General features: G+C 71.6%; 19 protein-coding genes. 6 read left to right on the top strand and 13 right to left on the bottom strand.

The features are described from left to right. The first annotated feature begins 310 nt into the window (after positions 1-310). Entirely contained in the window at positions 311-949 is a 639-nt protein-coding gene (locus AB0L65_RS09070) for a lytic transglycosylase domain-containing protein (protein WP_364242257.1), read from the top strand. Between the two features lie 70 nt (positions 950-1,019). After that, positions 1,020-3,017 carry a glycosyltransferase family 2 protein gene (locus tag AB0L65_RS09065; RefSeq protein WP_364242255.1) on the top strand — a complete coding sequence of 666 codons (1,998 nt, stop codon included), beginning with the start codon at positions 1,020-1,022 and terminating at the stop codon, positions 3,015-3,017. On the opposite strand, the gene AB0L65_RS09060 is transcribed toward AB0L65_RS09065, so the two are convergent. Genes AB0L65_RS09060 through AB0L65_RS09040 form a run of 5 tightly spaced genes read right to left on the bottom strand, consistent with a single transcriptional unit; the run spans position 3,007 to position 9,173 of the window. Continuing rightward, the gene (locus AB0L65_RS09060) at positions 3,007-4,152 is read right to left on the bottom strand and encodes a tannase/feruloyl esterase family alpha/beta hydrolase (protein WP_364242252.1); all 1,146 of its coding nucleotides are present in this window, start codon (positions 4,150-4,152) and stop codon (positions 3,007-3,009) included. The genes AB0L65_RS09065 and AB0L65_RS09060 overlap by 11 nt on opposite strands. After that, on the bottom strand, positions 4,152-5,153 hold the full coding sequence (locus tag AB0L65_RS09055) for an alpha/beta hydrolase (protein ID WP_364242250.1): 1,002 nt from the start codon (positions 5,151-5,153) through the stop codon (positions 4,152-4,154). Before AB0L65_RS09055 ends, AB0L65_RS09060 begins: the two co-directional genes overlap by 1 nt. After that, complete coding sequence (locus tag AB0L65_RS09050) at positions 5,150-6,424, bottom strand: MFS transporter (protein WP_364242247.1); 1,275 nt, start codon at positions 6,422-6,424, stop codon at positions 5,150-5,152. Before AB0L65_RS09050 ends, AB0L65_RS09055 begins: the two co-directional genes overlap by 4 nt. A 55-nt stretch (positions 6,425-6,479) precedes the next feature. Beyond that, the gene (locus AB0L65_RS09045) at positions 6,480-8,378 is read right to left on the bottom strand and encodes a GAF domain-containing protein (protein ID WP_364242244.1); all 1,899 of its coding nucleotides are present in this window, start codon (positions 8,376-8,378) and stop codon (positions 6,480-6,482) included. A gap of 42 nt (positions 8,379-8,420) precedes the next feature. After that, positions 8,421-9,173 (bottom strand): 3-hydroxybutyrate dehydrogenase, encoded by a 753-nt coding sequence (locus AB0L65_RS09040; protein ID WP_364242241.1) that lies wholly within the window; start codon positions 9,171-9,173, stop codon positions 8,421-8,423. A 237-nt stretch (positions 9,174-9,410) separates the two neighbouring features. On the opposite strand from AB0L65_RS09040, the gene trpD reads away from it, so the two are divergent. Beyond that, positions 9,411-10,463, top strand: a complete 1,053-nt coding sequence (trpD, locus tag AB0L65_RS09035) for an anthranilate phosphoribosyltransferase (RefSeq protein WP_363970795.1) — start codon at positions 9,411-9,413, stop codon at positions 10,461-10,463. Here trpD and AB0L65_RS09030 read toward each other — a convergent pair. From AB0L65_RS09030 to AB0L65_RS09020, 3 genes are read right to left on the bottom strand one after another with little or no spacing between them, the layout of a single operon-like run. After that, positions 10,457-11,845: a class II fumarate hydratase gene (locus tag AB0L65_RS09030; RefSeq protein ID WP_364242238.1), complete on the bottom strand. Its 1,389-nt coding sequence runs from the start codon at positions 11,843-11,845 to the stop codon at positions 10,457-10,459. The two genes, trpD and AB0L65_RS09030, sit on opposite strands and share 7 nt — an antisense overlap. A gap of 44 nt (positions 11,846-11,889) precedes the next feature. Beyond that, positions 11,890-13,605, bottom strand: a complete 1,716-nt coding sequence (locus tag AB0L65_RS09025; protein ID WP_364242235.1) for a serine/threonine-protein kinase — start codon at positions 13,603-13,605, stop codon at positions 11,890-11,892. A gap of 35 nt (positions 13,606-13,640) precedes the next feature. Beyond that, a complete protein-coding gene (locus AB0L65_RS09020) occupies positions 13,641-14,750 on the bottom strand; it encodes a serine/threonine-protein kinase (RefSeq protein ID WP_364242232.1) in 1,110 nt (369 codons plus the stop codon). A gap of 747 nt (positions 14,751-15,497) precedes the next feature. Between AB0L65_RS09020 and AB0L65_RS09015 the strand changes: the two genes are divergently transcribed. After that, entirely contained in the window at positions 15,498-15,686 is a 189-nt protein-coding gene (locus tag AB0L65_RS09015; RefSeq protein ID WP_350725658.1) for a DUF5999 family protein, read from the top strand. Positions 15,687-15,889: 203 nt separating this feature from the next. On the opposite strand, the gene AB0L65_RS09010 is transcribed toward AB0L65_RS09015, so the two are convergent. Continuing rightward, on the bottom strand, positions 15,890-17,542 hold the full coding sequence (locus tag AB0L65_RS09010) for a fumarate hydratase (RefSeq protein WP_350725656.1): 1,653 nt from the start codon (positions 17,540-17,542) through the stop codon (positions 15,890-15,892). 26 nt (positions 17,543-17,568) lie between these two features. Beyond that, positions 17,569-18,447, bottom strand: coding sequence for a DMT family transporter (locus tag AB0L65_RS09005; RefSeq protein WP_364242229.1), 879 nt, complete (start codon positions 18,445-18,447; stop codon positions 17,569-17,571). A 68-nt stretch (positions 18,448-18,515) separates the two neighbouring features. Here AB0L65_RS09005 and AB0L65_RS09000 point away from each other — a divergent pair, with 68 nt between their 5' ends. Together AB0L65_RS09000 and AB0L65_RS08995 are read left to right on the top strand one after the other, a co-directional pair. Then, complete coding sequence (locus AB0L65_RS09000) at positions 18,516-19,922, top strand: PLP-dependent aminotransferase family protein (protein WP_364242227.1); 1,407 nt, start codon at positions 18,516-18,518, stop codon at positions 19,920-19,922. 49 nt (positions 19,923-19,971) lie between these two features. Further along, positions 19,972-20,910: a Gfo/Idh/MocA family oxidoreductase gene (locus AB0L65_RS08995; RefSeq protein ID WP_364242224.1), complete on the top strand. Its 939-nt coding sequence runs from the start codon at positions 19,972-19,974 to the stop codon at positions 20,908-20,910. 5 nt (positions 20,911-20,915) lie between these two features. Here AB0L65_RS08995 and AB0L65_RS08990 read toward each other — a convergent pair whose 3' ends face one another. The 3 genes from AB0L65_RS08990 to AB0L65_RS08980 are packed head-to-tail and all read right to left on the bottom strand — an operon-like array spanning position 20,916 to position 23,607. Further along, complete coding sequence (locus tag AB0L65_RS08990; protein WP_364242221.1) at positions 20,916-22,088, bottom strand: MFS transporter; 1,173 nt, start codon at positions 22,086-22,088, stop codon at positions 20,916-20,918. A 39-nt stretch (positions 22,089-22,127) separates the two neighbouring features. Further along, positions 22,128-22,835, bottom strand: a complete 708-nt coding sequence (locus AB0L65_RS08985; protein ID WP_364242218.1) for a DUF998 domain-containing protein — start codon at positions 22,833-22,835, stop codon at positions 22,128-22,130. A gap of 52 nt (positions 22,836-22,887) precedes the next feature. After that, entirely contained in the window at positions 22,888-23,607 is a 720-nt protein-coding gene (locus tag AB0L65_RS08980) for an SDR family oxidoreductase (RefSeq protein ID WP_364242216.1), read from the bottom strand. Positions 23,608-23,625: the final 18 nt, after the last annotated feature.

Raw genomic sequence — 23,625 nt, 5'->3', positions numbered from 1 at the left:
AAGTCACCAAACTGTGACGTGTCACAGATGGGACACGGAAGTGACCGAGGCAGCCTGGGAGCGGCCCCCTTCGGTTTGCGGGCCTCCGAGGGCGAGCTGTCCTTTGTGTGAGCAATATCACACTATTTCGGAAACGCCACGGTTACCAGCAAGTTAGCCAACGGGGTCCCAAGCGATTCCCGCGTTTCGGTTGCGAACCACCCCCCAGTACAGGGCAAGCTCATGGTTCGTGAGCCCTGGTCCGCAGTTGAGTGAGCGCCCGCCGAAGGAAGACCTTCCCCCGGCGCGCCGGCCCAAGAAGCGCCTGAGCGTGAAAGCGGTGCTGATCACCACCGTCTCGCTGGTGGTCGTGGTCGGTGGTGGCGGTTTCGTCGCCTACCGCGCCATGGAGAACGCCAAGAGGCCGGCCGTCACGCCCTTCACGCCCGAGCAGCTGGGCGCCATCGCGAGCGGCAGCTTCTACGCGCCCGACCCCCAGAACGACGCGCTCAAGAACGCCGCCGAGCAGGCGTACAAGGCGGACAAGCTCAAGGACGGCCGGGCCTCCGCGGGCAAGAACCCCGACATCGACTGGGTGGTGCCGAAGAAGGCGCCGGGCGGTGACGGGTTCCCCTCCATGAACTTCCCGCCGGGCAGCATCCCCTCGCCGGGCAGCAGCAAGGCCACCGCCAAGACCATGCTCGCCTCCATGGGCTGGGGCGACGACCAGTGGGGTTGCCTGGAGCGGCTCTGGCAGAAGGAGAGCGGCTGGAACTCGCGGGCGATGAACCGCTACTCAGGCGCGTACGGCATCCCGCAGTCCCTTCCCGGCAGCAAGATGGCCAGCGCGGGCGCCGACTGGCAGACCAACCCCGCGACCCAGATCAAGTGGGGCCTCGGCTACATCAAGGGCCGCTACGGCACGCCCTGTGGCGCCTGGGGACACTCACAGTCGGTGGGTTGGTATTAGAGGGTCAACTTTCCCTCTCTAATCGGCAAGCCGCCGCGCCCGAACGTGCATGCGGGCCCACTCTGGCCGCATGGGTGTCAAGGTCAGCGTGATCGTCAATGTCCACAACCCGGGGGCCACCGCCGACGCGTGCATCCGCTCCGCCCTGGAGCAGACGATGCCCCCGGACGCGTACGAAGTGATCTTCGTGGACGACGGCTCCACGGACGGGATCGGCGAGCGCCTCGACACCATCGCCACGACCCGTGACAACGTGAGCGTGCTGCACCTGCCGCACACCGGGACGCCCATGCGCGGCCGCAACGTGGGCCTCGCGGCCGCCGCCGGCGACTACGTCTACTTCCTCGACCAGGGCGACCGCCTGGAGAAGGACGCGGTCGCCCGCATGCACGAGCGCGCCGTGGAGACCGACGCCGACGTGCTGGTCGGCCGCCTGATCCGCGACTTCGGGCCGCCGATGGCCGCCTTCGAGCGCGGCACGGCCCGCGCCGACATCCTGCGCGACCGGCTCCTCCAGCTGCTCGTGCCGCAGCAGCTCTACCGCCGCGCCTTCCTGGAGGAGCACGAGCTGGGGTTCACCGTGCCCGGCGGCAGGATGGCCGAGCAGGCGTTCGTGATGCGGGCCTACCTGCACGCCAAGGTCATCGCCGTGCTGGCCGAGCACGTCTGCTGCCACCTCGGCGACCGGCTCGGGGCCGAGGACGAGCCGCGGGCCATGGTCAAGGAGCTGGACGCGCTGCTCACCGACATCGAGACCTGCGTGGGCGAGGGCCGCCAGCGCGACCGCATGCAGGCCCACTGGTTCCGGTACGCCGTCCTGCGCCCGCTGCTGACCGCCAGGTTCGCCGACTCGTCGGTGGACCGGGGCCTGCACTTCCGGGTGGTGCAGGAGCTGGTCGAGGAGCGGTTCCCGGAGCGGCTCGACCGCTATCTGCCCGTCCAGCTGCGCGTGGTGGCCGCGTACGTGCGCATGGGGCGTCTGGACCAGATCGTGCTCCTGTCGAACTCCTCCAAGCGCGCCGGGCTCCGCGCCGACCTGACCGAGATGCGCTGGGACGCCCACGTACTGGTGCTCGCGCTGACCGTGGAGGTCCTGGCGGGCGACGGCACGCCCGACAGGTACCGGGAGGACGGCGAGCGCCTGCACTGGATCCCGCCGCGCTCGCTGGAGACCAAGGCCCTGGACGAGAACGTCACCGACGTCACCGATGCGGTCGAACGGGCCCGCGTCGAGCTGTACGTGCGCCACGCCGAGACGGGAGTGATCCACTTCCTGCCCCTGACCCAGCACGTGGAGCGCATCCAGGACGGCCGCCGCCGGATGCGCGTGCAGATCAGGGGCGAGGCCCAGCTGGACGTGACCGCCGCCGCGGTCGGCGAGCCGCTCAGGCCGGGCCAGTGGGAGGTGCACGTCCGCATGTTCGGCGGCGCCAACCAGGCCAGGAGCCGGGTCGGCAGCTCGGCGGGCCCGCTCAACTGCCTGGGCGTGCTGGCCCAGCGGCCCAGGACGCGCCTGGTGGTGCCGTGCTGGACCGACCACGGCGACCTGGGCCTGGCGGTCGAGCCGCGCTCGTTCTCCGAGTCGATCGCCCTGGTGTCGCGCGGGGCGGAGGTCAAGCGGCTCGACGGGCACGCGTACGTCGTGCTGCCGGTGCCGTACGTGCCGCCGAGCGGGGGACCCCCGCTGGAGCTGGTGCTGCGCAGCACCGGGCGGCGCGGCCGTGAGGTGTGTGCGCCCGCCCTGGTCGAGGCCGGGGTGCCGGGCCGGCTCGCGGGACAGCTCGTGGCCAAGGTGCCGGTCAAGCGGATGATGCCGCCACCCGACCAGCTCGGCCCCGGCGCCTGGCTGACGTCGCTGCGCACGGCGGAGGAGGAGATCGGGCTCAGGTTCGCGCTGGAGGTGCGCGGGGGCAAGATCCTGGTACGGCCCGCCGCCGCGGTCGATCCGGGGCGGCGCTCGCCCATGGGCAGGGACACCGTCCTGCACCGCATCGGCAGGCGGCTGCCCGGCGCGCGTCACATGGTGCGCCTGGCGCGCGCGGGCAGGCATCGCTACCTCAAGGACTGACCCAGCCCTCCAGCTCCTCGAAGGCGCTCCTGAAGACCGGGAGCATGGGCTTCAGCTTGTCGGGATAGACGTCCACCAGGCTGTCCAGGTGGTTGCCACCCTCGACGCGGTAGTAGCGGAACGGCCGGTGCGGGCCGACCATCTTCGCGTAGACGTCGGAGTCGCGGGAGATCGGCAGCAACGTGTCGAGCGTCCCGTGGATCGTGATCAGCGGCTTGGTGATCCGGCCGGTCAGCGCGATCTTCGCCACGGCCGCGTACGGCTTGCGCCGGTCGTAGTCGTAGTCCGCCGCCGCGCCCTGGTAGGACGGGTCCAGCTCCTTCTGGTAGAGCTGCTGGGTGAGCTCCCAGTAGTACTGCCGGTGGAACGGCCACAGGAACTCCGAGCCCGCCGCGAACCCGGCCGCCCGCACCCCGGCCTCGTCCGGGTACGCCTTCAGCGCGGGCGGCAGGAAGTTCAGCAGGTTGTCGCCCTTGACCCGCCAGAGCGTGCCCTCCCAGTCCACGCCGCCGTCGTAGAGCCAGCCGCGGTTCTCCAGCTGCCATCTGACCAGGTAGCCGCCGTTGGAGATGCCCGCCACGAACGTGCGCTGGGCCTTCCTGCCGTACCGCTGCCTGACGACGGCCTTGGCGGCCACCGTGAGCTGGGTGACCCGGTGGTTCCACTCGGCGATGGCGTCGCCGGGATCGCGGCCGTCCTCGTGGAAGTTCACGCCGACGTTGCCCTTGTCGGTGGCGGCGAACGCGTAGCCCTTGGCCAGCACCCAGTCGGAGATCGTGTAGTCGTTGGCGTACTGCTCCCTGTTGCCGGGGGTGCCGCTGACGACCAGGCCGCCGTTCCAGTGCTCGGGGAGCCTGATCACGAACTGGGAGTCGTGGTTCCAGCCGTGGGTGGCGTTGGTGGTGGAGGTGTCGGGGAAGTAGCCGTCGATCTGGATGCCGGGCACGCCCGTCGGGTTGACCGTGGCGGCCGAGTGCAGCCCGGCCCAGTCGGCCGGGTCGGTGTGGCCGGTCTTCGCGGTGCCCGCCGTGGTCAGGTCGTCCAGCGTGGCCACCACGGCCTGCTCCGCGCCCGGCACCGTGAGCTGCGGGGCCGGGGTGAGCAGGCTCGCGACTAAGGTGAGCGCGACGAACATCACGCCTCCCCGAGGTGGGCGGCCAGCAGGCGCCGGAACTCGTCGGGGTGCTCCAGGTGCGGGCTGTGGCCGCAGTCGTCGATGACGGCCTCCCGGTACGGGCCGTAGCGCTCCAGCACGGCCCTGGTCTGGGCCACCATGGGCTGGGCCGGGGTGCCGGGGGAGCCGGGCACGACGCCGAGCGCGCCCAGGTGGGCCAGGTCGAAGAACGACGTGTCGGAGACGATCACGTCGTCGGCGCCCCTGATCCACAGGACGGGCGGCTTGGGGTCGATCTCGTGGAGGTCGTCCAGGCGGAAGTGGGTGGGGGCGATGGCGTTGAGGATGCCGAGCTTGCCGGGGGCCACGCCGGGCCACTGCTCCGAGGCGGCGGCGTCGCCCGGGTAGTTGGCCTCGCCCACGCGGGTGGTGAGCATCGAGCGTACGTAGAAGTCCTCGTCGGCGACCTCGGGGTGCTTGACGTACGAGGAGCGGAAGACGCTGCGCGGCGACGTGGGGGACTCGTCCGACATGTCGCCCGCCTTGAGCCGGGCCACGAAGTCGGGGTTGGCGGCGCCGGCGCCCGCTCCCGTGCCGTCGGGGTGCGTGAGGCGGCCGTCCGGGCCCTCCGTGCCGCCGAAGCCGTACGGGGAGATCGGGTTGACCAGGGTGACGCTCCTGACGACGGCCGGCCGGTCGCGCAGGACCTGCAGCACGATGCCGCCGCCCAGGCTCCAGCCGACCAGGTGCACCCCGTCCAGGCCCAGCGCCTCGACCAGCTCGATCAGGTCGTCGGACCAGTCGCGCAGGCCCCTCGTGGCGTCCACGGGCGCGGGGTCGCTCTCGCCGAACCCGCGCAGGTCGACCGCGAGCGGCCGGTAGCCGCCGGGCAGCGCCGCCATGCTGTCGCGCCAGAAGGCGGCCGAGGAGACGTTCCCGTGCACGAACAGCACCGGCTCGCCGGTGTCCCTGCCCTCGACGGTCAGGACGTTCTGGGTGAGTCTGGGCGTGGTGACCTTCATCGCGCGTGGATCCTTTCGGCCAGGTCGCTGCCCTGGGTCTCGCGGGCGGCGTAGACCGCGCCCAGCGTGAGCAGCGCCGCCAGACCAAGGTAGACCGAGATGGGCAGGCTGCTCGAGTACGTCTTCAGCAGCGCGACCGCGATGATCGGGGCCAGCGCGCCGGCCACGATCGCCGACAGCTGCGCGCCGATGGAGACGCCGGTGTAGCGCATCCTCGTGCCGAAGAGCTCGGAGAAGAAGGCCGCCTGCGGGCCGTACATCATGCCGTGGAAGAGCAGGCCGACGGTGATGGCGAGGGTGATCACCAGGAAGTTGCCGGTGTCCACGAGCGGGAAGAACGCGAAGATCCACACTCCGATGCCGGCGGCGCCCGCCAGGTAGATCGGGCGGCGGCCGATCCGGTCCGACAGCGCGCCCCACATCGGGATCGTGACGAAGTGGATGGCCGAGGCGATCAGCACCGCGCTCAGCACGGTGGAGTTCTCGATCTTGACTGACTTGGCGTACGTGATGACGAAGACGGTGAGCAGGTAGAAGGAGATGTTCTCCGCGAGGCGCGCGCCGATCGCGGTGAGCACGTCCTTCCAGTGGTGCCGCAGCACGCCCACGATGGGCGGCGCCTTCTCCGGCGGCGCCTCCTGGAACACCGGCGACTCGGTGATCGTCAGGCGGATCCAGAGGCCGATCAGCACCAGCACGCCCGACAGCAGGAACGGCACCCGCCAGCCCCACGCCAGGAACGCCTCGTCCGACTGCCAGGCGGCCAGGGCCGCCAGCACGCCGGTGGCCAGCAGGTTGCCGCCGGGGGCGCCGGCCTGCGGCCAGGAGGCCCAGAAGCCGCGGCGGGCCGTGTCGCCGTGCTCGGAGACGATCAGCACCGCGCCGCCCCACTCGCCGCCGAGCGCGAAGCCCTGCACGAGCCGGAGCGAGGTCAGCAGCAGCGCCGCGGACGGGCCCAGGGTCTCGTACGTCGGCAGGCAGCCGATCAGGAACGTGGCCGCGCCCATCGTCAGCAGGCTGACGACCAGCAGCGTCTTGCGGCCGATCCGGTCGCCGAAGTGGCCGAAGACCAGGCCGCCGAGCGGCCGGGCGACGAATCCGACGGCGTAGGTGAGGAACGCCAGCAGCGTGCCGGTGAGCGGGTCGGACTCGGGGAAGAAGAGCTTGTTGAAGACGAGGGCGGCTGCCGAGCCGTACAGGAAGAAGTCGTACCACTCGATGGTGGTGCCGATCAGGCTCGCGGCGACGATCTTCTTGATGGAAGTGGCCATGCCGGTCACGGTAAGGAGTGACCGGCGTCACTCATATGGGGCCGGGGCCCACAGTCTATGGGGTGGATGTGTGGCCGAGCCGGTGCAGGCGGAGCGCGAGCTGGATCTCGAGCGCGCGTTCCGGCTCCAGCCAGCCGTCGCCGAGCAGCTTGCCGATCCGGTCGAGCCGCTGCGTGACGGTGTTGACGTGAATGTGCATGGCCTCGGCCGTACGGGAGGGCGAGCCGCCCGAGCCGAAGTAGGCGGCCAGCGTGTCGGCCAGCGCGGTGCCCCTGCGGGCGTCGTAGTCGATCACGGCGCCGAGCACGCGCCCGACGAAGCCGCGCACGTCGCGGCCGTCGCCCACGAGCAGCCCGACGAACCCCAGCTCGGCCGCGCTCGCGCCGTCGCCCGCCCGTCCGAGCGCGATCAGCGCCTCGGCGCACCTGCGCGCCTCCTGGTACGCCGCGGACACGTCGCCCGCCACGTCACCCGCCCCGGGCTCGCCGCCGCCCGGCGGCCGGACCGGCGCACCGGGGAGGCAGACTTTCGACGCGCCCGCCGTGGCGGGCACCTGCAGCGACGCGCTCAGCTCGGCGGCGACGCGCTGCGCGACGCCGCCCGCGTTGGCCCCCGGCAGCAGCAGCACCACCTCGCCCGCCCGCCCGGCCGCGAGCCCGTGCCGCAGCGTGGCCTGCGACGAGGCCCAGAACGCGGCCCGTTCCCGCTGGCCCTCATGCCGCACCACGACCACGACGTGCGGCGCCGAGAGATCGACGCCCAGCCGCCGGGCCCGGTCGGCCAGGCCGGGGGAGCCGGGCCGGGAGATCAGGTCGTCGAGCAGCTCGCCCCTGACCCGGCCCTCGGCCTCCGCCACGCTCCGGCGGAACAGCAGCAGCAGCGCGCACACCAGCGCCGCCCGCTCCAGGATGCGCCCGTCGGCGTCGTCGCTGCGCAGGATCAGCGTGCACAGCGGCTCCCCGCCGACGTCCACCGACGCGATCAGCAGGTCCCCCCGCCGCACGGTACGCCCCAGCGCCCTGGACGCCTGCGCCGACTCGAACACCCCGGCGTCCAGCTCGCCCACGTCACCCATGAGCGGCCGCCCCAGATCGTCCAGCACGGCCAGCGAGCCGCCGAGCACGTCGGTCACCACGGCCGCCACGTCCTCGATCCCGCCGCCGCGCAGCACCAGCGAGGTCATCCGGTCGTGGGCCAGCGCGGCCCGCTCCACGGCCTCCCCGTGCGCCCTGGCGGTCCTGTGGGCCTGGGAGAGCTCCTCCAGCGCGTTCCTGGTCTCCTGCAGCAGCCTGGCGTTGTCGATCGCGACGGCGGCGTGCGCGGCCAGGCTGGCCAGCAGCGACACCTCCTCCTGGTGGAACGGCCGCGCGCTGCGGTTGGCCGCCATCAGCACGCCGATCACCCGCTGCCCCAGCCGCAGCGGCACGCCCAGGATCGCGACCAGGCCCTCCTCCGTGACGGCCTCGTCGATGTGGTGCTTGTGCCGGAACCTGGCGTCGGCGAAGTAGTCGGCCGTCGAGTACGGGGTGGCCGTCTGCGCGACCAGGCCGCCCAGCCCCGCCCCCATGGCCAGCCGCAACGCCCTGAACTTGGCCGAGATCGACCCGTCGGTGACCCGCATGTACGTGTCGCCCTGCTCGGGGTCGTGCAGCGTCATGTACGCGACGTCGGTGGCCAGCAGCTGCCTGGCCCGGTGCACGATGGCCTCCAGCACGGCGTCGAGGTCGCGCAGCGCGGCCAGGTCGCCGGCCGTGTCGTAGAGGGCCGACAGCTCGGCCTCGCGCCTGGCGCGCCGCTTGAGCAGGTCACGCACCTTGAGCGCCTCGACCTTGGCCTGCTCCAGCTCCTCGATCGTGGCCGGGTCCGCGCCGCGCGCCCTGGCCTCGATGATCGGCCCCTCGAACTCGACCGCCGACGCCTCCCGCGCGAGCAACTCCAGGAACCGCGTGCTCATGGCCTCACTCCGTTCGGCGCCCGGTCGCAGGGATCCGTAGCACTAGTGCGCCGTCCAGCCGCCGTCCATGGGAAGGGAGACGCCGGTGATGAACGACCCGGCGGGGCCGCAGAGGTAGGCGACCAGCTCGGCCACCTCCTCGGGCTCGATCAGCCGCTTGATCGCGGCGGGCTGCAGCATGATGTTCTCGACGACCTCGTCCGGCTCGATGCCGTGCACCTTAGCCTGGTCGGCGATCTGCGCCTCGACCAGCCCCGTCCGTACGTAGGCGGGGCAGACGCAGGTGGAGGTGACCCCGTGCGGGGCCCCTTCGAGCGCGACGACCTTGGAGAAGCCCTCCAGCCCGTGCTTGGCCGTCGTGTACGCCGACTTGAACGGCGAGGCACGCAGCCCGTGCACGGACGAGATGTTCACGAACCGCCCCCATCCCCTGGCGTACATGCCGGGCAGCACCTGCCGCGCGATCAGGAACGGGGCCTCGACCATCACCCGCAGGATCGCCGAGAACACCTCGGGCGGGAAGTCCTCGATCGGCGCGACGTGCTGGAAGCCGGCGTTGTTCACCACGATGTCGATCGGCTCGTCGGGCAGCGCCGCCACGAACCCGGGATCGCTCAGATCGGCCACCACTGCCACGCCGCCGATCTCGGCGGCGACCTTCTCGGCGGGCTCGGCCCGCAGGTCGACGACCAGTACTTTCGCCCCCTCGGCGGCCAGGCGCCGGGCGCAGGCCGCCCCGATGCCGCCCCCCGCCCCCGTCACAAGCGCGGTCCGCCCCGTCAGCTCCTTCGCCATACCCCGAACCCTAGGCGGTGCCCGCGCCCCGACGCATAGGTGCCGGCGACATAGATCGGCGCCGCCCTATGTGGATCACGACGTCTGCTATCTTGAACGCATGACCGCGTATTCGTCCCAGTGGTGGCCCGCCTCCTAGGCGGACCTCCCAGCGCATACGCACCGGCCGCCTCGACGAGGCGGCCGATCGCATGTCGTACGCGCCCCCGTCGAGCACTGACGAAAGGGGCGCTCACCATGACCACCACCTGGCCAGCACTGCTCACCACGCTGCTCGACGGCAGGTCACTCACCTCCCTCCAGGCCAAGTGGGCCATGGAGCAGATCATCGGCGAGACGGCCACGGACGCCCAGATCGCCGCGTTCGCGATCGCGCTCCGGGCCAAGGGCGAGAGCGTGGCCGAGGTGTCCGGGCTGGCCGACGGCATGCTCCTGAAATCGGCCGCGATCAGGGTCTCCGGCGACCCCGTGGACCTGGTCGGCACCGGCGGCGACCGCGCCCACACCGTGAACATCTCCACCATGGCCGCCATCGTCGCCGCCGCCGCGGGCGTCAAGGTCGTCAAGCACGGCGGCCGGGCCGCCTCCTCGCTGGCGGGCGCGGCGGACGTGCTGGAGGAGCTGGGCGTGGTCATCGACCTGCCGCCGGCCGCGGTGGTCAGGGTCGCGGACGAGGTCGGCATCACGTTCTGCTTCGCGCCCGCGTTCAACTCCGGGCTGAGACGCACCGCCGGGCCGCGCCGCGAGCTGGGCGTGCCCACGGTCTTCAACTTCCTGGGCCCGCTCACCAACCCGGCCCTGCCGGCCGCCCAGGCGGTCGGCGTCTTCCACCAGGGGATGGCGCCGGTCATCGCGGGCGTGCTGGCCCAGCGCGGCTGCTCCTCGCTGGTCTTCAGGGGCGACGACGGGCTCGACGAGCTCACCACCACGGGCCCCTCCACGATCTGGGTCGTACGCCGGGGCACGGTCACGCCGACCGCCTTCGACCCGGCCGACCTGTCGATCCCGCGGTCGCGCCAGGACGACCTGCGCGGCGGCGACGCCCGGCACAACGCGGCCGTGGCGCGGGCCGTGCTCGCGGGCGAGCGGGGCCCGGTGCGGGACGTCGTCCTGCTCAACGCGGCCGCCGCCGTGGTGGCCGCCGAGGGCACGCCGCCCGCACCCGACCTCACGCCCGCCCTGGGCATGGCCTACAAGCGGGCCGCGGAGGCGGTCGACTCCGGCGCCGCCCTGTCCCTGCTCACCCTGTGGGCGCACGCCACGCAGGCCCAGGCCTCAGCGGGTCACTGAGGCCGGGTCATCGACAACACATCGAGCGCGGCGTCGAGCTGCTCCTCAGTGAGGGTGCCGTCGGCCACGTGGCCGCGCTCGATGACCACCTCGCGGATGGTCTTGCGCTCGGCCAGGGCCTGCTTGGCGATCTTCGCGGCCTCCTCGTAGCCGACGTACCTGTTCAGCGGGGTGACGATCGACGGCGACGACTCGGCGTACTCGCGCAGGCGCTCGACGTTCGCCGTGATGCCGGCGACGCAGCGGTCGGCGAGCAGCCGCGACACGTTCGCCAGCAGCCTGATCGACTCCAGGATGTTGCGCGCGATGATCGGCAGCTGCACGTTCAGCTCGAAGTTGCCGGACGCGCCGGCGAACGTGATCGCCGTGTCGTTGCCGATGACCTGGGCCGCGACCATGGCCGTGGCCTCGGGGAGCACCGGGTTGACCTTGCCGGGCATGATGGACGAGCCGGGCTGCAGGTCGGGCAGGTTGATCTCGGCCAGCCCGGCGCGCGGGCCCGAGCCCATCCAGCGGAGGTCGTTGGCGATCTTGGTGAGCGAGACGGCCACCACCTTGAGCTGGCCCGACAGCTCGACGATCGAGTCCTGCGCGCCCTGGGCCTCGAAATGGTCACCGGCCTCGACGAACGGGATGCCGGTGGCCTCGGCCAGCTTGGCGATGGTCGCCTGAGCGAAGCCCGGCGGGGTGTTGATGCCGGTGCCCACGGCCGTGCCGCCCAGCGGCAGTTCGAGCACGCGCTCAAGGGCCGTCGCGACCCGCAGGACGCCGTTCTCGATCTGGGTGGCGTACCCGCCGAACTCCTGGCCGAGCCGCACCGGGGTCGCGTCCATCAGATGGGTGCGCCCCGACTTCACCACCCCGTCGAACTCGATCGCCTTCTCCCGCAGCACCGCCGCCAGATGCCTGAGCGAGGGCAGCAGGTGGAAGGTCACCTCCGTCGCCGCCGCCACATGGATCGAGGTGGGGAAGACGTCGTTGGACGACTGGGAGGCGTTCACGTGGTCGTTCGGGTGCACGGGACGGCCGAGGCGCTCCTCGGCCAGCGTCGCGATCACCTCGTTGGCGTTCATGTTGGACGAGGTGCCGGAGCCGGTCTGGAAGACGTCGATCGGGAAGTGGGCGTCGTGCTCGTTCTCGGCGACGTCGGCCGCCGCCTGGGCGACGGCCTCGGCCAGGTCCTTGTCGATCACGCCCAGCTCGCCGTTCACCTCGGCGGCCACCGCCTTGATCAGGCCGAGCGCGGCTATGTGGGACGGCTCGAGAGGGCGTCCGGAAACCGGGAAATTCTCCACTGCCCGCTGGGTCTGCGCGCGCCACCTGGCGCCTGAGGGCACGCGCACCTCGCCCATCGAGTCATGCTCGATTCTGAACTCGCTCATGACTTCCAGTCTGGCCCACGACCGCCCTACGGCCGCGGCGCGGGTCAGCTGGAGAAGAGCGCGACGATGAGTACGGCGATCACCACGGCGGCCGCGGCGGCCACCGCCATGAGCACCAGCATGCCGTTGCGGTTGCCCGAGGGCTGTTCCGGCTGCCCGGCGATGGCGAACAGGTCGGTCCCCAGACCCTTGCCCTGCTGCGGGACCTGCTGGCCTCCAGGCGGGGGCGGCTGCTGCTGGGGCCCTGGCTGCCGGGGGGCGGGCTGCCGGCCCGCGGGCGGCGTGGTGGGCGGATAGACCTGCTGGCCGGGCGCGGGCGGGAGCTGGATGCGCGTGGTGACGACCGCGCCCTCGTCGCCGGGCCCCTGCGGCGGCCTGCTCTGCTCCGGAGCCGGCGGGAACGGGCCCTTGGGGCGCTGGACGCTGACCGTCCGCTCGGGGTCGAAGCCCGCTTCAGGAGAGGCTGCGGCTCCTTGAGGGCCGGATTGCGGCTGGCGCTGAGGCGCGGCGTTGCGCGGGACGGTGGGCGTGCCGGGGCTCGTCATCGGCCCGTGCGGGCCCGACGCCGGCCCTCGGCCCGGACCACCGGGCACCTGGCCGCCTGGCGCGCCGACAGGCCCTCTGGGCGCCTGCGCGCCCGGACCCTGACCTGGACCTGGACCTGGACCCTGACCTGGACCTTGACCTGGACCCTGGCCTCGGCCGGCGGGACCCGGGCCCCAGGGCGGCTGGCCGCCGGGAGCGCCCGCGCCTCCGGGCCCGTACGGCGCAGGGCCGGCCTGGGGGACCGGGGGCTTCTGCACGGGGTTCGTCTGGGCCTGGGCCGGACTCTGCTGGGCGGGATTCTTTTGGGCTGGGTTCTTGCCGGCGAACGGGTCGGGCAAAGCGGCCTCCTGCGCCATGAGAGCCTCAGCCGTGATCGCCGGCATGTCGCTCGTGGGGGTGTCGGCGACCATGCGCAGCAGGGTCTCCGCCTTGGCAGCGTTGAGGCGCTGCCGGTAGTCCTTGTTCAGCAGCCCGTTCAGCACGGGCCGCAGCTGACCAGCCTGGGTGGGCGGGTCGGCGCTCTCGGTGAGCAGCGCCGCCAGCGTCTCCGCGATCGTGGCCCGCTCGTACGCCGGGCGCCCCTCGACGGCGAAGTAGAGCGTCGCCCCGAGCGACCAGATGTCCGACTCGGGGCCGGTGTACTCGCCCCTGGCACGTTCCGGGGCCGTGTAGCCGGGTGAACCGATCACCATGCCCGTTTTCGTCAGCCGCGAGTCGCCCTCGGCCTTGGCGATGCCGAAGTCGGTGAGCACCACGCGCCCGCTCTCCGTGATGAGCACGTTGCCCGGCTTGACGTCGCGGTGGGTGATCCCCTGGGCGTGCGCGGCGCGCAGCGCCCCGAGCAGGTCCACGCCGATCTCCGCCACGAGCCGTGGCGGCAGCGGCCCCTCCTCGTCGATCACCTGCTCCAGCGATCGGGCCTCGATGAGCTCCATGATGATCCACGGGCTGTCGTCCTGGATCAGGACGTCGTGGATGGACGCCACCGAGGGATGGTTGATCCGCGCGGCGATGCGGCCCTCGCGGACCATGCGTTCGCGCAGCTCGGCCCGCTGGTCGTCAGTGAGTCCCGGGTCCTGGCGGATTTCCTTGACCGCCACCTCGCGCCCGAGCGCGCGGTCGCGGGCGCGCCACACGGTGCCCATCGTGCCCCGGCCGAGCGGGGCTATGAGCTCGTAGCGCTCCGCGAGCAGGCGTGTCTGCTGTTCCGGCATGAGAAGAAGATATCGATTCTCGCTTGGGAAGTGCTTTACCCTCGCTTGCGAAGTTCTCTTGGCCAGAACCGCCGAGGAAGGCACAACTTTATCACCGTCGCTTTGAAACGGGCATAAGCGGACGGCGTCGGCCGCGCTTCGACGCGCTTCCTGTGCACGCCCTCACCGGGCTTGCGCTCCTGCCTGGGCACCGGGACAGACAGCGCTGTCGTGGAGACGTCCGCCCTGTGCAGCCCACGATGCGTGGGCCTGCGTGTGAAAGACGGCGGGTTGATGGTCGGCCCGGAACGTACGGGCTTGCGCGGGGCCAGCGGCTCCTCGGCCGAGCCTCCGGCGGCCACCCTGGCCAGCATGAGCGAGGCCCGTACAGAATCGAGCCTGGTCGCGGGGTCGATCCTGAGCAGCGCGTCAAGCACGGGGGCCAGCGGCCCGGCCTTGGTCATCGGGATCGGCTCACCACTGGTCAGCGCCGCGAGCGCGGCGGCGGCCGTACGGCGCCCGTGCAGGCCCCTGCCCTCGACGGCGGTGTAGAGGGTCGCGCCGAGCGACCACAGATCGCCCGCCGGGCTGGCCTTCGAGCCCAGCACCCGCTCTGGAGCGATGTATCCCGCGGACCCCAGGACGATGCCCGCCTGGGTGATGGAAACGTCACCTTCCAGTGCGGCCAGACCGAAGTCGGTGAGCACCGCGCGGTCCTCGGTCACCAGCACGTTGCTCGGCTTGACGTCGCGGTGGAGGATCCCCTTGGCGTGCACGGCGCGCAGCGCCCCGAGAATCTGCCGGCCGATCTCGGCGGCCCTGCGCGGGTGGAGCGGTCCCTGCTCCTGGATGAGCTGCTCCAGGGACTTGGCCCGCAGCAGCTCCATCACGATCCACGGCCGATCGTCCTCGGTGACCACGTCGAAGACGGTGATGACCGAGGGGTGCGCGACCATCGCGGTCGCCCGGCCCTCGCGCTCGGTGCGCGCGCACAGCTCGGCGCGCAGCTCCTCGTCGAGCACGTTGGGCAGGCGCACTTCCTTGACCGCCACGTCGCGGTCGAGCAACTCGTCATGTGCCCGCCAAACGGTGCCCATGCCGCCGCGTCCGACCGGCTCCACAAGCCGGTAGCGCGCGGCGAGTAGGTAACCGGAGGGCGCACGCATGCCTGGCAGCTTACCTATTTGTGTAAACCGACCAGTAGAGGCGCGGCCGATAAATTGTTGCGAACTTAAGTCAACCCGCCTGACTCGTGACGTCAGCAAACCTCCTGGCCAGATCGGCCCAGTTGATGAGGCCCCGCGGATTCTCGGCGCAGTCCGGGCGCACGTTCCGATACAGAGGGTAGCCGGGGAGGCTCCCGGGCCGGCACCGGTGAGGTGTGGCCGCGGGGCCCTGCCGTCTCTTGGCAATGTCGAGGGAGTCAGATTGGTCCCGCCTCGCGGACGGCCTTACCCACGGCCCGCACGGGCCTGCCGTACCGGCTTTCCTGAACGCGTTTGCGCAGCTCGGCGGTGATGTGTGTCGTGCGGCACACTCGCGGGCCCGTTAAATGTGCATGATGCAAGGCAGGGGACTTTCAGGTGTACGGCAGGCTGACGGACAGGAACTGAGGGGCTCCGTCAGCGAGTTGTAAGGGTCCCGTAAGGGGGCGGGGGCATGGTACAGCCATGAGAGAGGGAGTTCTCCCACAGGCCCGCAAAGTGTCGGTGCCCGGCGTCAGAATGAGGGCGAACACCAAGGTCCCACCACTAACGACAGGTCGTTGAAGGACGTGATGAAGATGCGCCAGACCCAGGTTCGCACCCGGCCGAAGAAACCGAGCGGGATCGCTCTGGACCTTCGCACGCCGTCGGGGCGCAAGCTGCCCTTTTGAAAGCCATGAATCAGGAGCGCAATCTGAGAGGTGCGCGATGTGCTGTCACTACCCCGCTTGCCCGAGTGCCGACTCACCCGACCGTGAGGCCTCGCACGTGATCGCGGCCCACCCCGACCAGGGCTGGAGCCTGCTCTGCAACGGCGTCGTGCTGTTCGACGACACCGGTCTGCTGCTGCCCGACGGCACCGTCGTGGCGCCGCACCGGGCCCCGGTGGCCGCCTGAGCCGCGCCTCGCCCGCGCGAGGGGCGTATCCGGCTCACTCGCCGCCACCCTCAGCCCACCGCCTCCGCGGCGACCCGGCCTTCCGGGGTGACACCGCCCCTCGGGGCCGGCGACTCCCGCGCCTGGCTCGCCCGCCCGCCCCCATGCCCCGCCCCACCGGCGGTCGGCCGCGCCGGTGGGTGGAGCCTCAAGGGATCAGGTGGTCAGCGGCGGCCGATCGTCAGCACGGGGCCGGTGCGGTCGGTGAAGAAGTCGTCGCCCTTGTCGTCCACCACGATGAACGCCGGGAAGTCCACGACCTCGATCTTCCACACCGCCTCCATCCCCAGCTCGGGATACTCCAGCACCTCGACCTTCTTGATGCAGTCCTGCGCCAGCCGGGCCGCGGGTCCGCCGATGGAGCCGAGGTAGAACCCGCCGTGCTGCTGGCAGGCCTCCGTGACCTGCTTCGACCGGTTGCCCTTGGCCAGCATGACCATGGAGCCGCCGGCCGCCTGGAAGCGCCCCACGTACGAGTCCATCCGCCCGGCGGTCGTCGGCCCGAACGAGCCCGACGCATACCCCGAAGGGGTCTTGGCCGGCCCGGCGTAGTAGACGGCGTGGTCCTTCAGGTATTGAGGCATCTCGCCGCCGTTGTCGAGCAGCTCGGCGATCTTGGCGTGGGCGATGTCGCGGGCGACCACGAGGGGGCCGGTGAGGGAGAGGCGGGTCTTGACGGGATATTTCGTGAGCTCGGCGAGGATCTCGGGCATGGGGCGGTTGAGGTTGATCTGGACGACGTCGTCCGAGAGGTGCTCGTCCGTCGTCTCCGGAAGGAACCGCGCCGGGTCCGTCTCCAGCTTCTCGAGGAAGACGCCCTCAGGAGTGATCTTGGCCAGCGCCTGGCGGTCGGCCGAGCAGGAGACCGCGATGGCCACCGGGCAGGAGGCCCCGTGCCGGGGCAGGCGGATGACGCGTACGTCGTGGCAGAAGTACTTGCCGCCGAACTGCGCCCCGATCCCCAGCTTCTGCGTCAGCTCGAAGACCTTGGCCTCCATCTCCAAATCGCGGAACCCGTGCCCGGACGCCGACCCCTCCGTGGGGATCGAGTCGAGGTAGCGGGCGCTGGCGTACTTGGCGGTCTTCAGCGCGTACTCGGCGGAGGTGCCGCCCACGACGACGGCCAGGTGGTACGGCGGGCAGGCCGCGGTGCCGAGCGAGCGGATCTTCTCCTCCAGGAAGGCCATCATGCGCTTCTCGTTGAGCACGGCCTTGGTCTCCTGGTACAGGAACGACTTGTTGGCCGAGCCGCCGCCCTTGGCCATGAACAGCAGCTTGTACTCGTCGGGGTGGCCGTGCGGGTCCTCGGCGTACAGCTCGATCTGGGCGGGGAGGTTGTTGCCGGTGTTCTTCTCGTCCCACATGTTCAGGGGCGCCATCTGCGAGTAACGCAGGTTGAGCTTGGTGTACGCGTCGTACACGCCCCGGGAGATGTGCTCGGAGTCGAGCCCGTCGGTCAGCACGTGACGCCCGCGCTTGCCCATGACGATCGCGGTGCCGGTGTCCTGGCACATGGGCAGGACGCCACCGGCGGAGATGGAGGCGTTCTTGAGCAGGTCGAGCGCCACGAAGCGGTCGTTGCCGCTCGACTCGGGGTCGTCGACGATCTTCCGGAGCTGGGCGAGGTGCGAGGCCCGCAGGAAGTGGGAGATGTCGTGGATGGCCGTCTCGGTCAGCAGTCGCAGCGCCTCCGGCTCGACCTCGAGGAACGTACGCCCGGCCGCCTCGACCTTCCGCACCCCCTCCGACGTGATCAGCCGATACTCGGTCTCATCGGCTCCCAGCGGCAGCAGGTCGGTGTAGTCGAACTCGCCCATGTCCATCCTTTCGGTCCCCCAAGAGATTACGCGCCTCCGGGAGATCCCACTTCGCTGACCGCCTGCGACCGTCCGGCGGTCAGGCCGACCAGGATGCCGGCGATCACCAGGCCCGCGCCCAGCAGGTCGTACGCGGTCGGCATCGCCACGCCGAGCACCGCCCCCGTCACGATCGCGCCCACCGGGATGATCCCCGCGAAGAGCCCGGCCCGGCCGGGGCCCAGCTTGGGCAGCGAGCTGTACCAGAGGAAGAACGCCACCACGGTGACCACGGTCGCCAGGTACGCGAACCCGAGCGCCTCCACCCATGTCGGCGGCCGGAACATCCCGGAGCCCTCGTGCGCCAGCCCGATCACGGCCAGCAGCGGTACGGCCAGCGCCGTCGAGTAGGCCGACACCCTGATCGCCCCCAGCCGCGGCAGCAGCGGAATGGCCAGCATGGAGAAGCACACCTCGCCCACGAGTGCCCCCAGCGCCCACAGCAGGCCGGTCAGGTTGCCGCTGCCGAGCCCCGTGGCCAGCGTCGCCCCGGCCACCACCACGCAGGCCCCGGCCAGCAGCCGCGGCGCGGGCCGCCCGCCGGCCAGCGCGAGGGCCAGCGGCACGGTGCCGAGCACGGTCCCGACCAGGGCCGGCCCGGCGGCGCTGGTCGACTCGATCACGCAGACGTTGAAGATGACCAGGCCGAACAGGGTGAGCCCGGCGAGGCAGAGCAGCTCGCGCGGCGTGAGGCGGACGAACCGCAGGCCGAGCGCTCGCGTTATGACAAGCAGGATGACCGACGCCACGAGATACCGAACGGCCTGTCCGCCGTATATGGGATAGCCGTCCACCAGTCCCGACACCCCGGCCAGTGTCCCGACGAGGAACATGGCCGAGGCCGCACCCACGATGCCGTTTCTCATGCGAAGGATGCTAGGGAGACAATGGTTCGCGTAAACAGTCCAATGTCCCGCCAGAAGACAGGACCAATATGGCTGACCTCCATATCCAGATAAATCGCGATAAGGGGGGAATCGCCGGGCAGATCGCCTCCGAGCTGCGCGACTCCATCAGGGGCGGCCGGCTGACGCCGGGCACCCGCCTGCCCGCGACCCGCGACCTCGCCACCGACCTCCAGGTCTCCAGGGGCGTGGTGGTGGAGGCGTACGAGCAGCTCGTCGCCGAGGGCTTCCTGATCTCCCGGGTGGGCGTCGGCACCCAGGTCACCCCCAAGACCGCACCCCGGGCCGCCCCGCGGCAGAAGACGCCTCCCCGGCCCAAGCCGGTGCGCCGCGCGTCGAGCGCCCCCGTGTGCGCGCCGTACTACGGTCATCGCCCCACCTCTCCCGACCTCAGCCACTTCCCCCGCGAGCGCTGGCTCGCCGCCGTCAGGCACGTCCTGACCACCGTACCCTCGGAAGCCTTCGATTACGGGGACCCTGGCGGGGTGCCTGAGCTGCGAGAAGAGCTGGCCGGCTATCTCCGGCGGGTCAGGGCGGCCGACGTGCGCCCCCAGAATCTCGTCATCGTCGGCGGCGTGGCGCAGGGCCTGAGCCTGGTGCTGCACGTGCTGAGCCGGCAGCGGCCGATCCGGCTCGCCGTCGAGGACCCGACGAGCCACCGCCAGGCCCCGCTGCTGCGGCGCGCGGGCGCGCACCTGGTGCCGGTGCCCGTGGACGAGGAGGGCCTGGACGTGCGGAAACTGAGCGGCGACGCCGTCCTGGTCACCCCGGCGCACCAATATCCGACCGGCGTGGTGCTCTCGCCGCCGCGCCGGGCCGCCCTCATGGAGTGGGCGTACGCGGGCAACCGGGTGATCCTGGAGGACGACTACGACGCCGAGTTCCGCTTCGACCGCGACCCCGTCGGCTGCCTCCAGGGCCTGGCCCCCGACCGGGTGGTCCTCTCGGGCAGCGTCAGCAAGGCCCTGGCGCCGGGGCTGCGGCTCGGCTGGGTGGCCGCGCCTCCCGACCTGGCGGAGGCCGTCCGCCGGGCGCGGGGCGAGCTGGACCTGGGCTCGCCGGTCGTCGAGCAGTACGCGCTGGCGCACTTCCTGCGTACCGGCGGCTACGACAAGCACCTGCGCAGGATGCGCCGCGAATACCGCCGCCGCAGGGACGCCCTGGTCAGGGCGCTGGCCGAGGAGCTGCCGGAGGTGCGGGTCAAGGGCATCGACGCGGGCCTGCACGTCTACCTGGAGCTGCCGGCCGGCTGGGACGAGCTGAGGGCCGCGCGCGTCGGGCAGGAGCTCGGCCTGTCCGCCGAGCCCGTGGGGCCGATGCGGGAGTCGGCGGGGCCCGCGGCCGTGGTGGTGGGGTTCGCGCGGCTGCCGGCGCACAAGGCGCTGGACGCCGTACGAAGCTTGAAGGTCAGAATGTCAGGACAAAACGTTGACTGAGGCAGAAGGGCTCGCTTAGAAAGAAAGCCTGGTCCTGATTGGAGGCGTCATGCGTGTGGGACTGCTGGGTCTGGGCAGAATCGGAGCTTTTCACGCCGCGACCCTGGCCGCGCATCCGCTGGTGGACGAGCTGATCGTGGCCGATCCCGTGCGTACGTCGCCGTACGGCAGGCCGGGGGACCCGTTCGAGTCGGACGCCGTGGTCATCGCGACCCCGACCGGCACCCACGCCGAGCTCATCATCAAGGCGTGCGAGAAGGGCATCCCGGTCTTCTGCGAGAAGCCGGTCGCGGGCACCGTGGACGAGACCGTCAAGGTGCTGGAGGCGAGCGCGGGCAACCGGGTGCAGATCGGGTTCCAGCGCAGGTTCGACCCCGGTTACGCGGCGGCGGCGGTCGCGCTGCGCGCCGGTGAACTGGGGGAGCTGCACCGCGTTCACCTGATCACCGCCGATCCCGCGCCGCCGCCCGCCGCGTACATCGCGACCTCCGGCGGCGTCTTCCGCGACTGCCACATCCACGACTTCGACATCCTGCGCTGGGTGACCGGCCGCGAGGTGACCTCCGTGTACGCGACCGGGGCCAACCGCGGCGCCGCGTTCTTCGCGGAGGCGGGCGACGTGGACAACAGCGCCGCGCTGCTCACCCTGGACGACGGCACGCTGGCCACCCTGCAGGGCTCCCGCTACAACGGCGGCGGGTACGACGTGCGCATGGAGCTGGCCGGCACCAGGCGCACCCAGGCCGTCGGCCTGAGCCCGCGCGCCCCGCTGCACTCGGCCGAGGGCACGCCGGGCCCGCGGGATCCCTGGCCCGATTTCGTCACCCGCTTCGAGACGGCCTACCGCAACGAGATCGACGGCTTCCTGACCAGCGAGCAGAGCCTCTGCACGATCGAGGACGCCCTGGAGGCGCTGTACGTGGCCGAGGCGGCCGACCTGTCGCTCCGCGAGCGCCGTACCGTCGAGGTCGCCGAAGTGCGGCGCTGAGGCCCTCAGGCGGCGGAGGGGTTGGGGGTCTGGCGCCTGGGCTCGAAGCCCGGGGCGAGGGCGATGATGACGGCGGCCAGCACGAGTGGCGCGGCGAACGCCCACCGCATGCCCGCCGCGTCCGCGATGCCGCCCACCAGGGCCGCGCCCACGATGAAGCCGATGTAGTTGAAGAGGTTCACCCGGGCGATGGCCACCCCGGTCCCGGCCGGGTCGAGCTTGCCCGCCGCCGAGAACGACTGCGGCGCCACCACCGACAGCCCCACCCCGGTCAGGCCGAACGCGACGATGGCCAGCGGCTGGGTCGGGGCCAGGACGACGCCGAGGAACCCCAGGGTGGCGATCACGCCGCCGATCCTGACGATGGCGGCGGGCCCGTACCGCCGGACCGCGAGGTCGCCGCCGAGCCGGACGGCCAGCGTGGTCGCCTGGTAGGCGACGTAGGCCAGCGGGATCACCTGCGGGCTCGCCAGGAGCTCGTTCTTCATGAACACGGTGTTGAAGTTCGACACGGCGGCGTCGCCGATGTACAGGAAACCCATGGCCAGGCAGAGCGGGATGATCGGCCGCCACGGGAAGCCGCCCTCGGCGGCGCTCGCGGGGGCGTCCTCGACCTTCTCCTCCTCCGGCGCGCACAGGTCGCGTGCGAACACGAGCGAGCCCATCAGCGCGAACACCATCGGGACCGACATGATCACCGGCAGTGGCAGGGCCGCGGCCCCCGACGCCCACACCGCCCCGATCATGCTGAACGCGCTCCACACGCAGTGGAAACCGTTGAGGATCTGCACGCCGTACCTGCGCTCGACCGCTACGCCCTGCATGTTCATGCCGGCGTCCACGGCGCCCACCGCCACGCCGAACAGCAGCAGGACCGGCACCAGCAGCGGCACGCTGGGCGCGAGCCCGACGAGCACCACGGCGAGCGCGACCACGGGCTGGGCGACGCGCAGGAGCAGCCTGCTGCCGAACCGGGCGGCGAACGTGCCCGCCGCCACGCTGCCGACCCCCGCGAACACGGGCACGATCAGCAGCAGGAGCGTCAGCGTGCCCTCGTCGAGGCCGTGCTTGGCCTGCAGGTTCGCGACCTGGATGAGCAGCGAGGCGAAGGACAGGCCCTGTACGGCATAGACGACGTACGTGGCGATGCGGGCCTGACGATCACGCGAGGACGGCACGACGGCCTCCTGATGGGGGGAATCAAACGTGAGGCTGGGTCAGGTTAGCGGCCCGCCACTCCGTTCCGCCAGCCCACAGACCCTGGCATCGACCTGCTTTTCGGGCAGGCGTCCGGTTTGCTCCGTCGTGTCCAGCCGCTTGGCGGCGGCCCAGACGCCGAGCGCGAGCAGGGCGGCCACTTCCGTGACGGCCATCCCCCGCTCCACCAGGCCGAGCGGCATGACGCGCCACCACGCCAGCCCGTTGCGCGCCCCGATGAACATGGCCGCCGCGATGCCCGCCACCCACAGCACCGAGCAGATCCCGAGCCCGAAGGCCACCAGAGTGGCCCGCGACCGCTCGCGGTGCCGCCAGGGCCTGGCGATGATCACCGCGGCCAGCGGCAGGCTGAGGAAGGCGATGAAGCTGCCCACCCGGTGGATGCTCCCGCTCAGACTCGGGCCGACCGACCAGTCGTGCTTCTCGAACCACGCCGTCATGAACAGCCCCACGCTCCACCCCATGAGCGCGATGGTGCCGAAGACCCCCGCCAGCCGCCGGCGTGCCAGCGACACCCCGATGGCCGCCGATCCGACCGCGAGCAGCCCCACCGCCAGCCCGAAGATCCAGCCGTCGGGGCCGAGGCCGTGCTCGCTGATGGTCCGCCTGATCGGGTTCATCTCGTCGAGGCTGGTCAGCTCCAGGCCCAGGATGACCACTATGCCCGCGCCCGCCACACCGAGACCCCATCGCGCCGGTTGATGCACGCACACACCTCCCTTTTGCCGGGATCAACGGCGTGGAAGGGCTTGGGATTCCTCAGGCCTTGAGCCGCGCCCCTCCGTCGACGGTCAGGACGATGCCGGTCGTGTACGCGTTGCGCACCACGTACTCGATCGTGGCCGCCACGTCCTCGGGCCGGCCCACGCGCCTGACCGGCAGGCTCTCGGCGGCGCCTTCCATGAACGCGGCCCGCGCCTCGTCGCCGATCTCCGACCACCAGTCGGTGTCGATCACGCCGGGGGAGACCGCGTTCACCCTGATGGGGGCAAGCTCGACGGCCAGGCCGGGCACCGCGGCCTCGATCGCCCCGTTCACCGCCGCCAGCGTGGCGATGCCGGGCAGGGCCGCGCCGGCCGAGGCCGCGGTCACGAAGGTGATCGAGCCTTCCGGGTGCAGCACGCCCAGCGCGGCCTGCGCGGTCAGCAGGTGGGGGACCAGCTTGTTCCGCACCGCGTCGGTCAGCCCCTCGCCGGTCAGCGAGCTCAGCGGGCCCGCGCCGCCGCGGCCCGTCACGGTGACGATCACATGGTCGACGGTGCCCAGCCCCTCGAACAGCGCCCGCATCGCGCCGGTGTCGCGCGCGTCCACGACCTGCCCATTCACTGGGCCCCGCGCCTGGTCTCCGAGCTGCTTCAACGCCGAGCGCAGGCGCTCCTCCGAGCGGCCCGTGACGACCACCTCGGCGCCGCCCGCGGCCAGCCGGGCCGCCGCCGCAAGGCCGATGCCGGACGTGCCGCCGACGATCACTACTCGCATCTTCGTCGCCCTCTCATT

Source organism: Nonomuraea sp. NPDC052116, from assembly GCF_040680035.1.
GTDB lineage: Bacteria > Actinomycetota > Actinomycetes > Streptosporangiales > Streptosporangiaceae > Nonomuraea > Nonomuraea angiospora_A.
Note: the sequence above shows the minus strand (reverse complement) of the source record. Positions and strands in the feature narration are given on the sequence as shown.

Bases quoted from the DNA above. Each gene is read 5' to 3' on its own strand.
- AB0L65_RS09040 (WP_364242241.1), bottom strand. From the start codon at position 9,173: ATGGCGAAGGAGCTGACGGGGCGGACCGCGCTTGTGACGGGGGCGGGG.
- AB0L65_RS09045 (WP_364242244.1), bottom strand. From the start codon at position 8,378: ATGAGCACGCGGTTCCTGGAGTTGCTCGCGCGGGAGGCGTCGGCGGTC.
- AB0L65_RS09015 (WP_350725658.1), top strand. From the start codon at position 15,498: ATGTGCTGTCACTACCCCGCTTGCCCGAGTGCCGACTCACCCGACCGT.
- AB0L65_RS08995 (WP_364242224.1), top strand. From the start codon at position 19,972: ATGCGTGTGGGACTGCTGGGTCTGGGCAGAATCGGAGCTTTTCACGCC.
- AB0L65_RS09025 (WP_364242235.1), bottom strand. From the start codon at position 13,605: ATGCCGGAACAGCAGACACGCCTGCTCGCGGAGCGCTACGAGCTCATA.
- AB0L65_RS09055 (WP_364242250.1), bottom strand. From the start codon at position 5,153: ATGAAGGTCACCACGCCCAGACTCACCCAGAACGTCCTGACCGTCGAG.
- AB0L65_RS09020 (WP_364242232.1), bottom strand. From the start codon at position 14,750: ATGCGTGCGCCCTCCGGTTACCTACTCGCCGCGCGCTACCGGCTTGTG.
- AB0L65_RS09065 (WP_364242255.1), top strand. From the start codon at position 1,020: ATGGGTGTCAAGGTCAGCGTGATCGTCAATGTCCACAACCCGGGGGCC.
- AB0L65_RS08980 (WP_364242216.1), bottom strand. From the start codon at position 23,607: ATGCGAGTAGTGATCGTCGGCGGCACGTCCGGCATCGGCCTTGCGGCG.
- AB0L65_RS09005 (WP_364242229.1), bottom strand. From the start codon at position 18,447: ATGAGAAACGGCATCGTGGGTGCGGCCTCGGCCATGTTCCTCGTCGGG.
- AB0L65_RS09060 (WP_364242252.1), bottom strand. From the start codon at position 4,152: ATGTTCGTCGCGCTCACCTTAGTCGCGAGCCTGCTCACCCCGGCCCCG.
- AB0L65_RS09030 (WP_364242238.1), bottom strand. From the start codon at position 11,845: ATGAGCGAGTTCAGAATCGAGCATGACTCGATGGGCGAGGTGCGCGTG.
- trpD (WP_363970795.1), top strand. From the start codon at position 9,411: ATGACCACCACCTGGCCAGCACTGCTCACCACGCTGCTCGACGGCAGG.
- AB0L65_RS09050 (WP_364242247.1), bottom strand. From the start codon at position 6,424: ATGGCCACTTCCATCAAGAAGATCGTCGCCGCGAGCCTGATCGGCACC.
- AB0L65_RS09000 (WP_364242227.1), top strand. From the start codon at position 18,516: ATGGCTGACCTCCATATCCAGATAAATCGCGATAAGGGGGGAATCGCC.
- AB0L65_RS09010 (WP_350725656.1), bottom strand. From the start codon at position 17,542: ATGGGCGAGTTCGACTACACCGACCTGCTGCCGCTGGGAGCCGATGAG.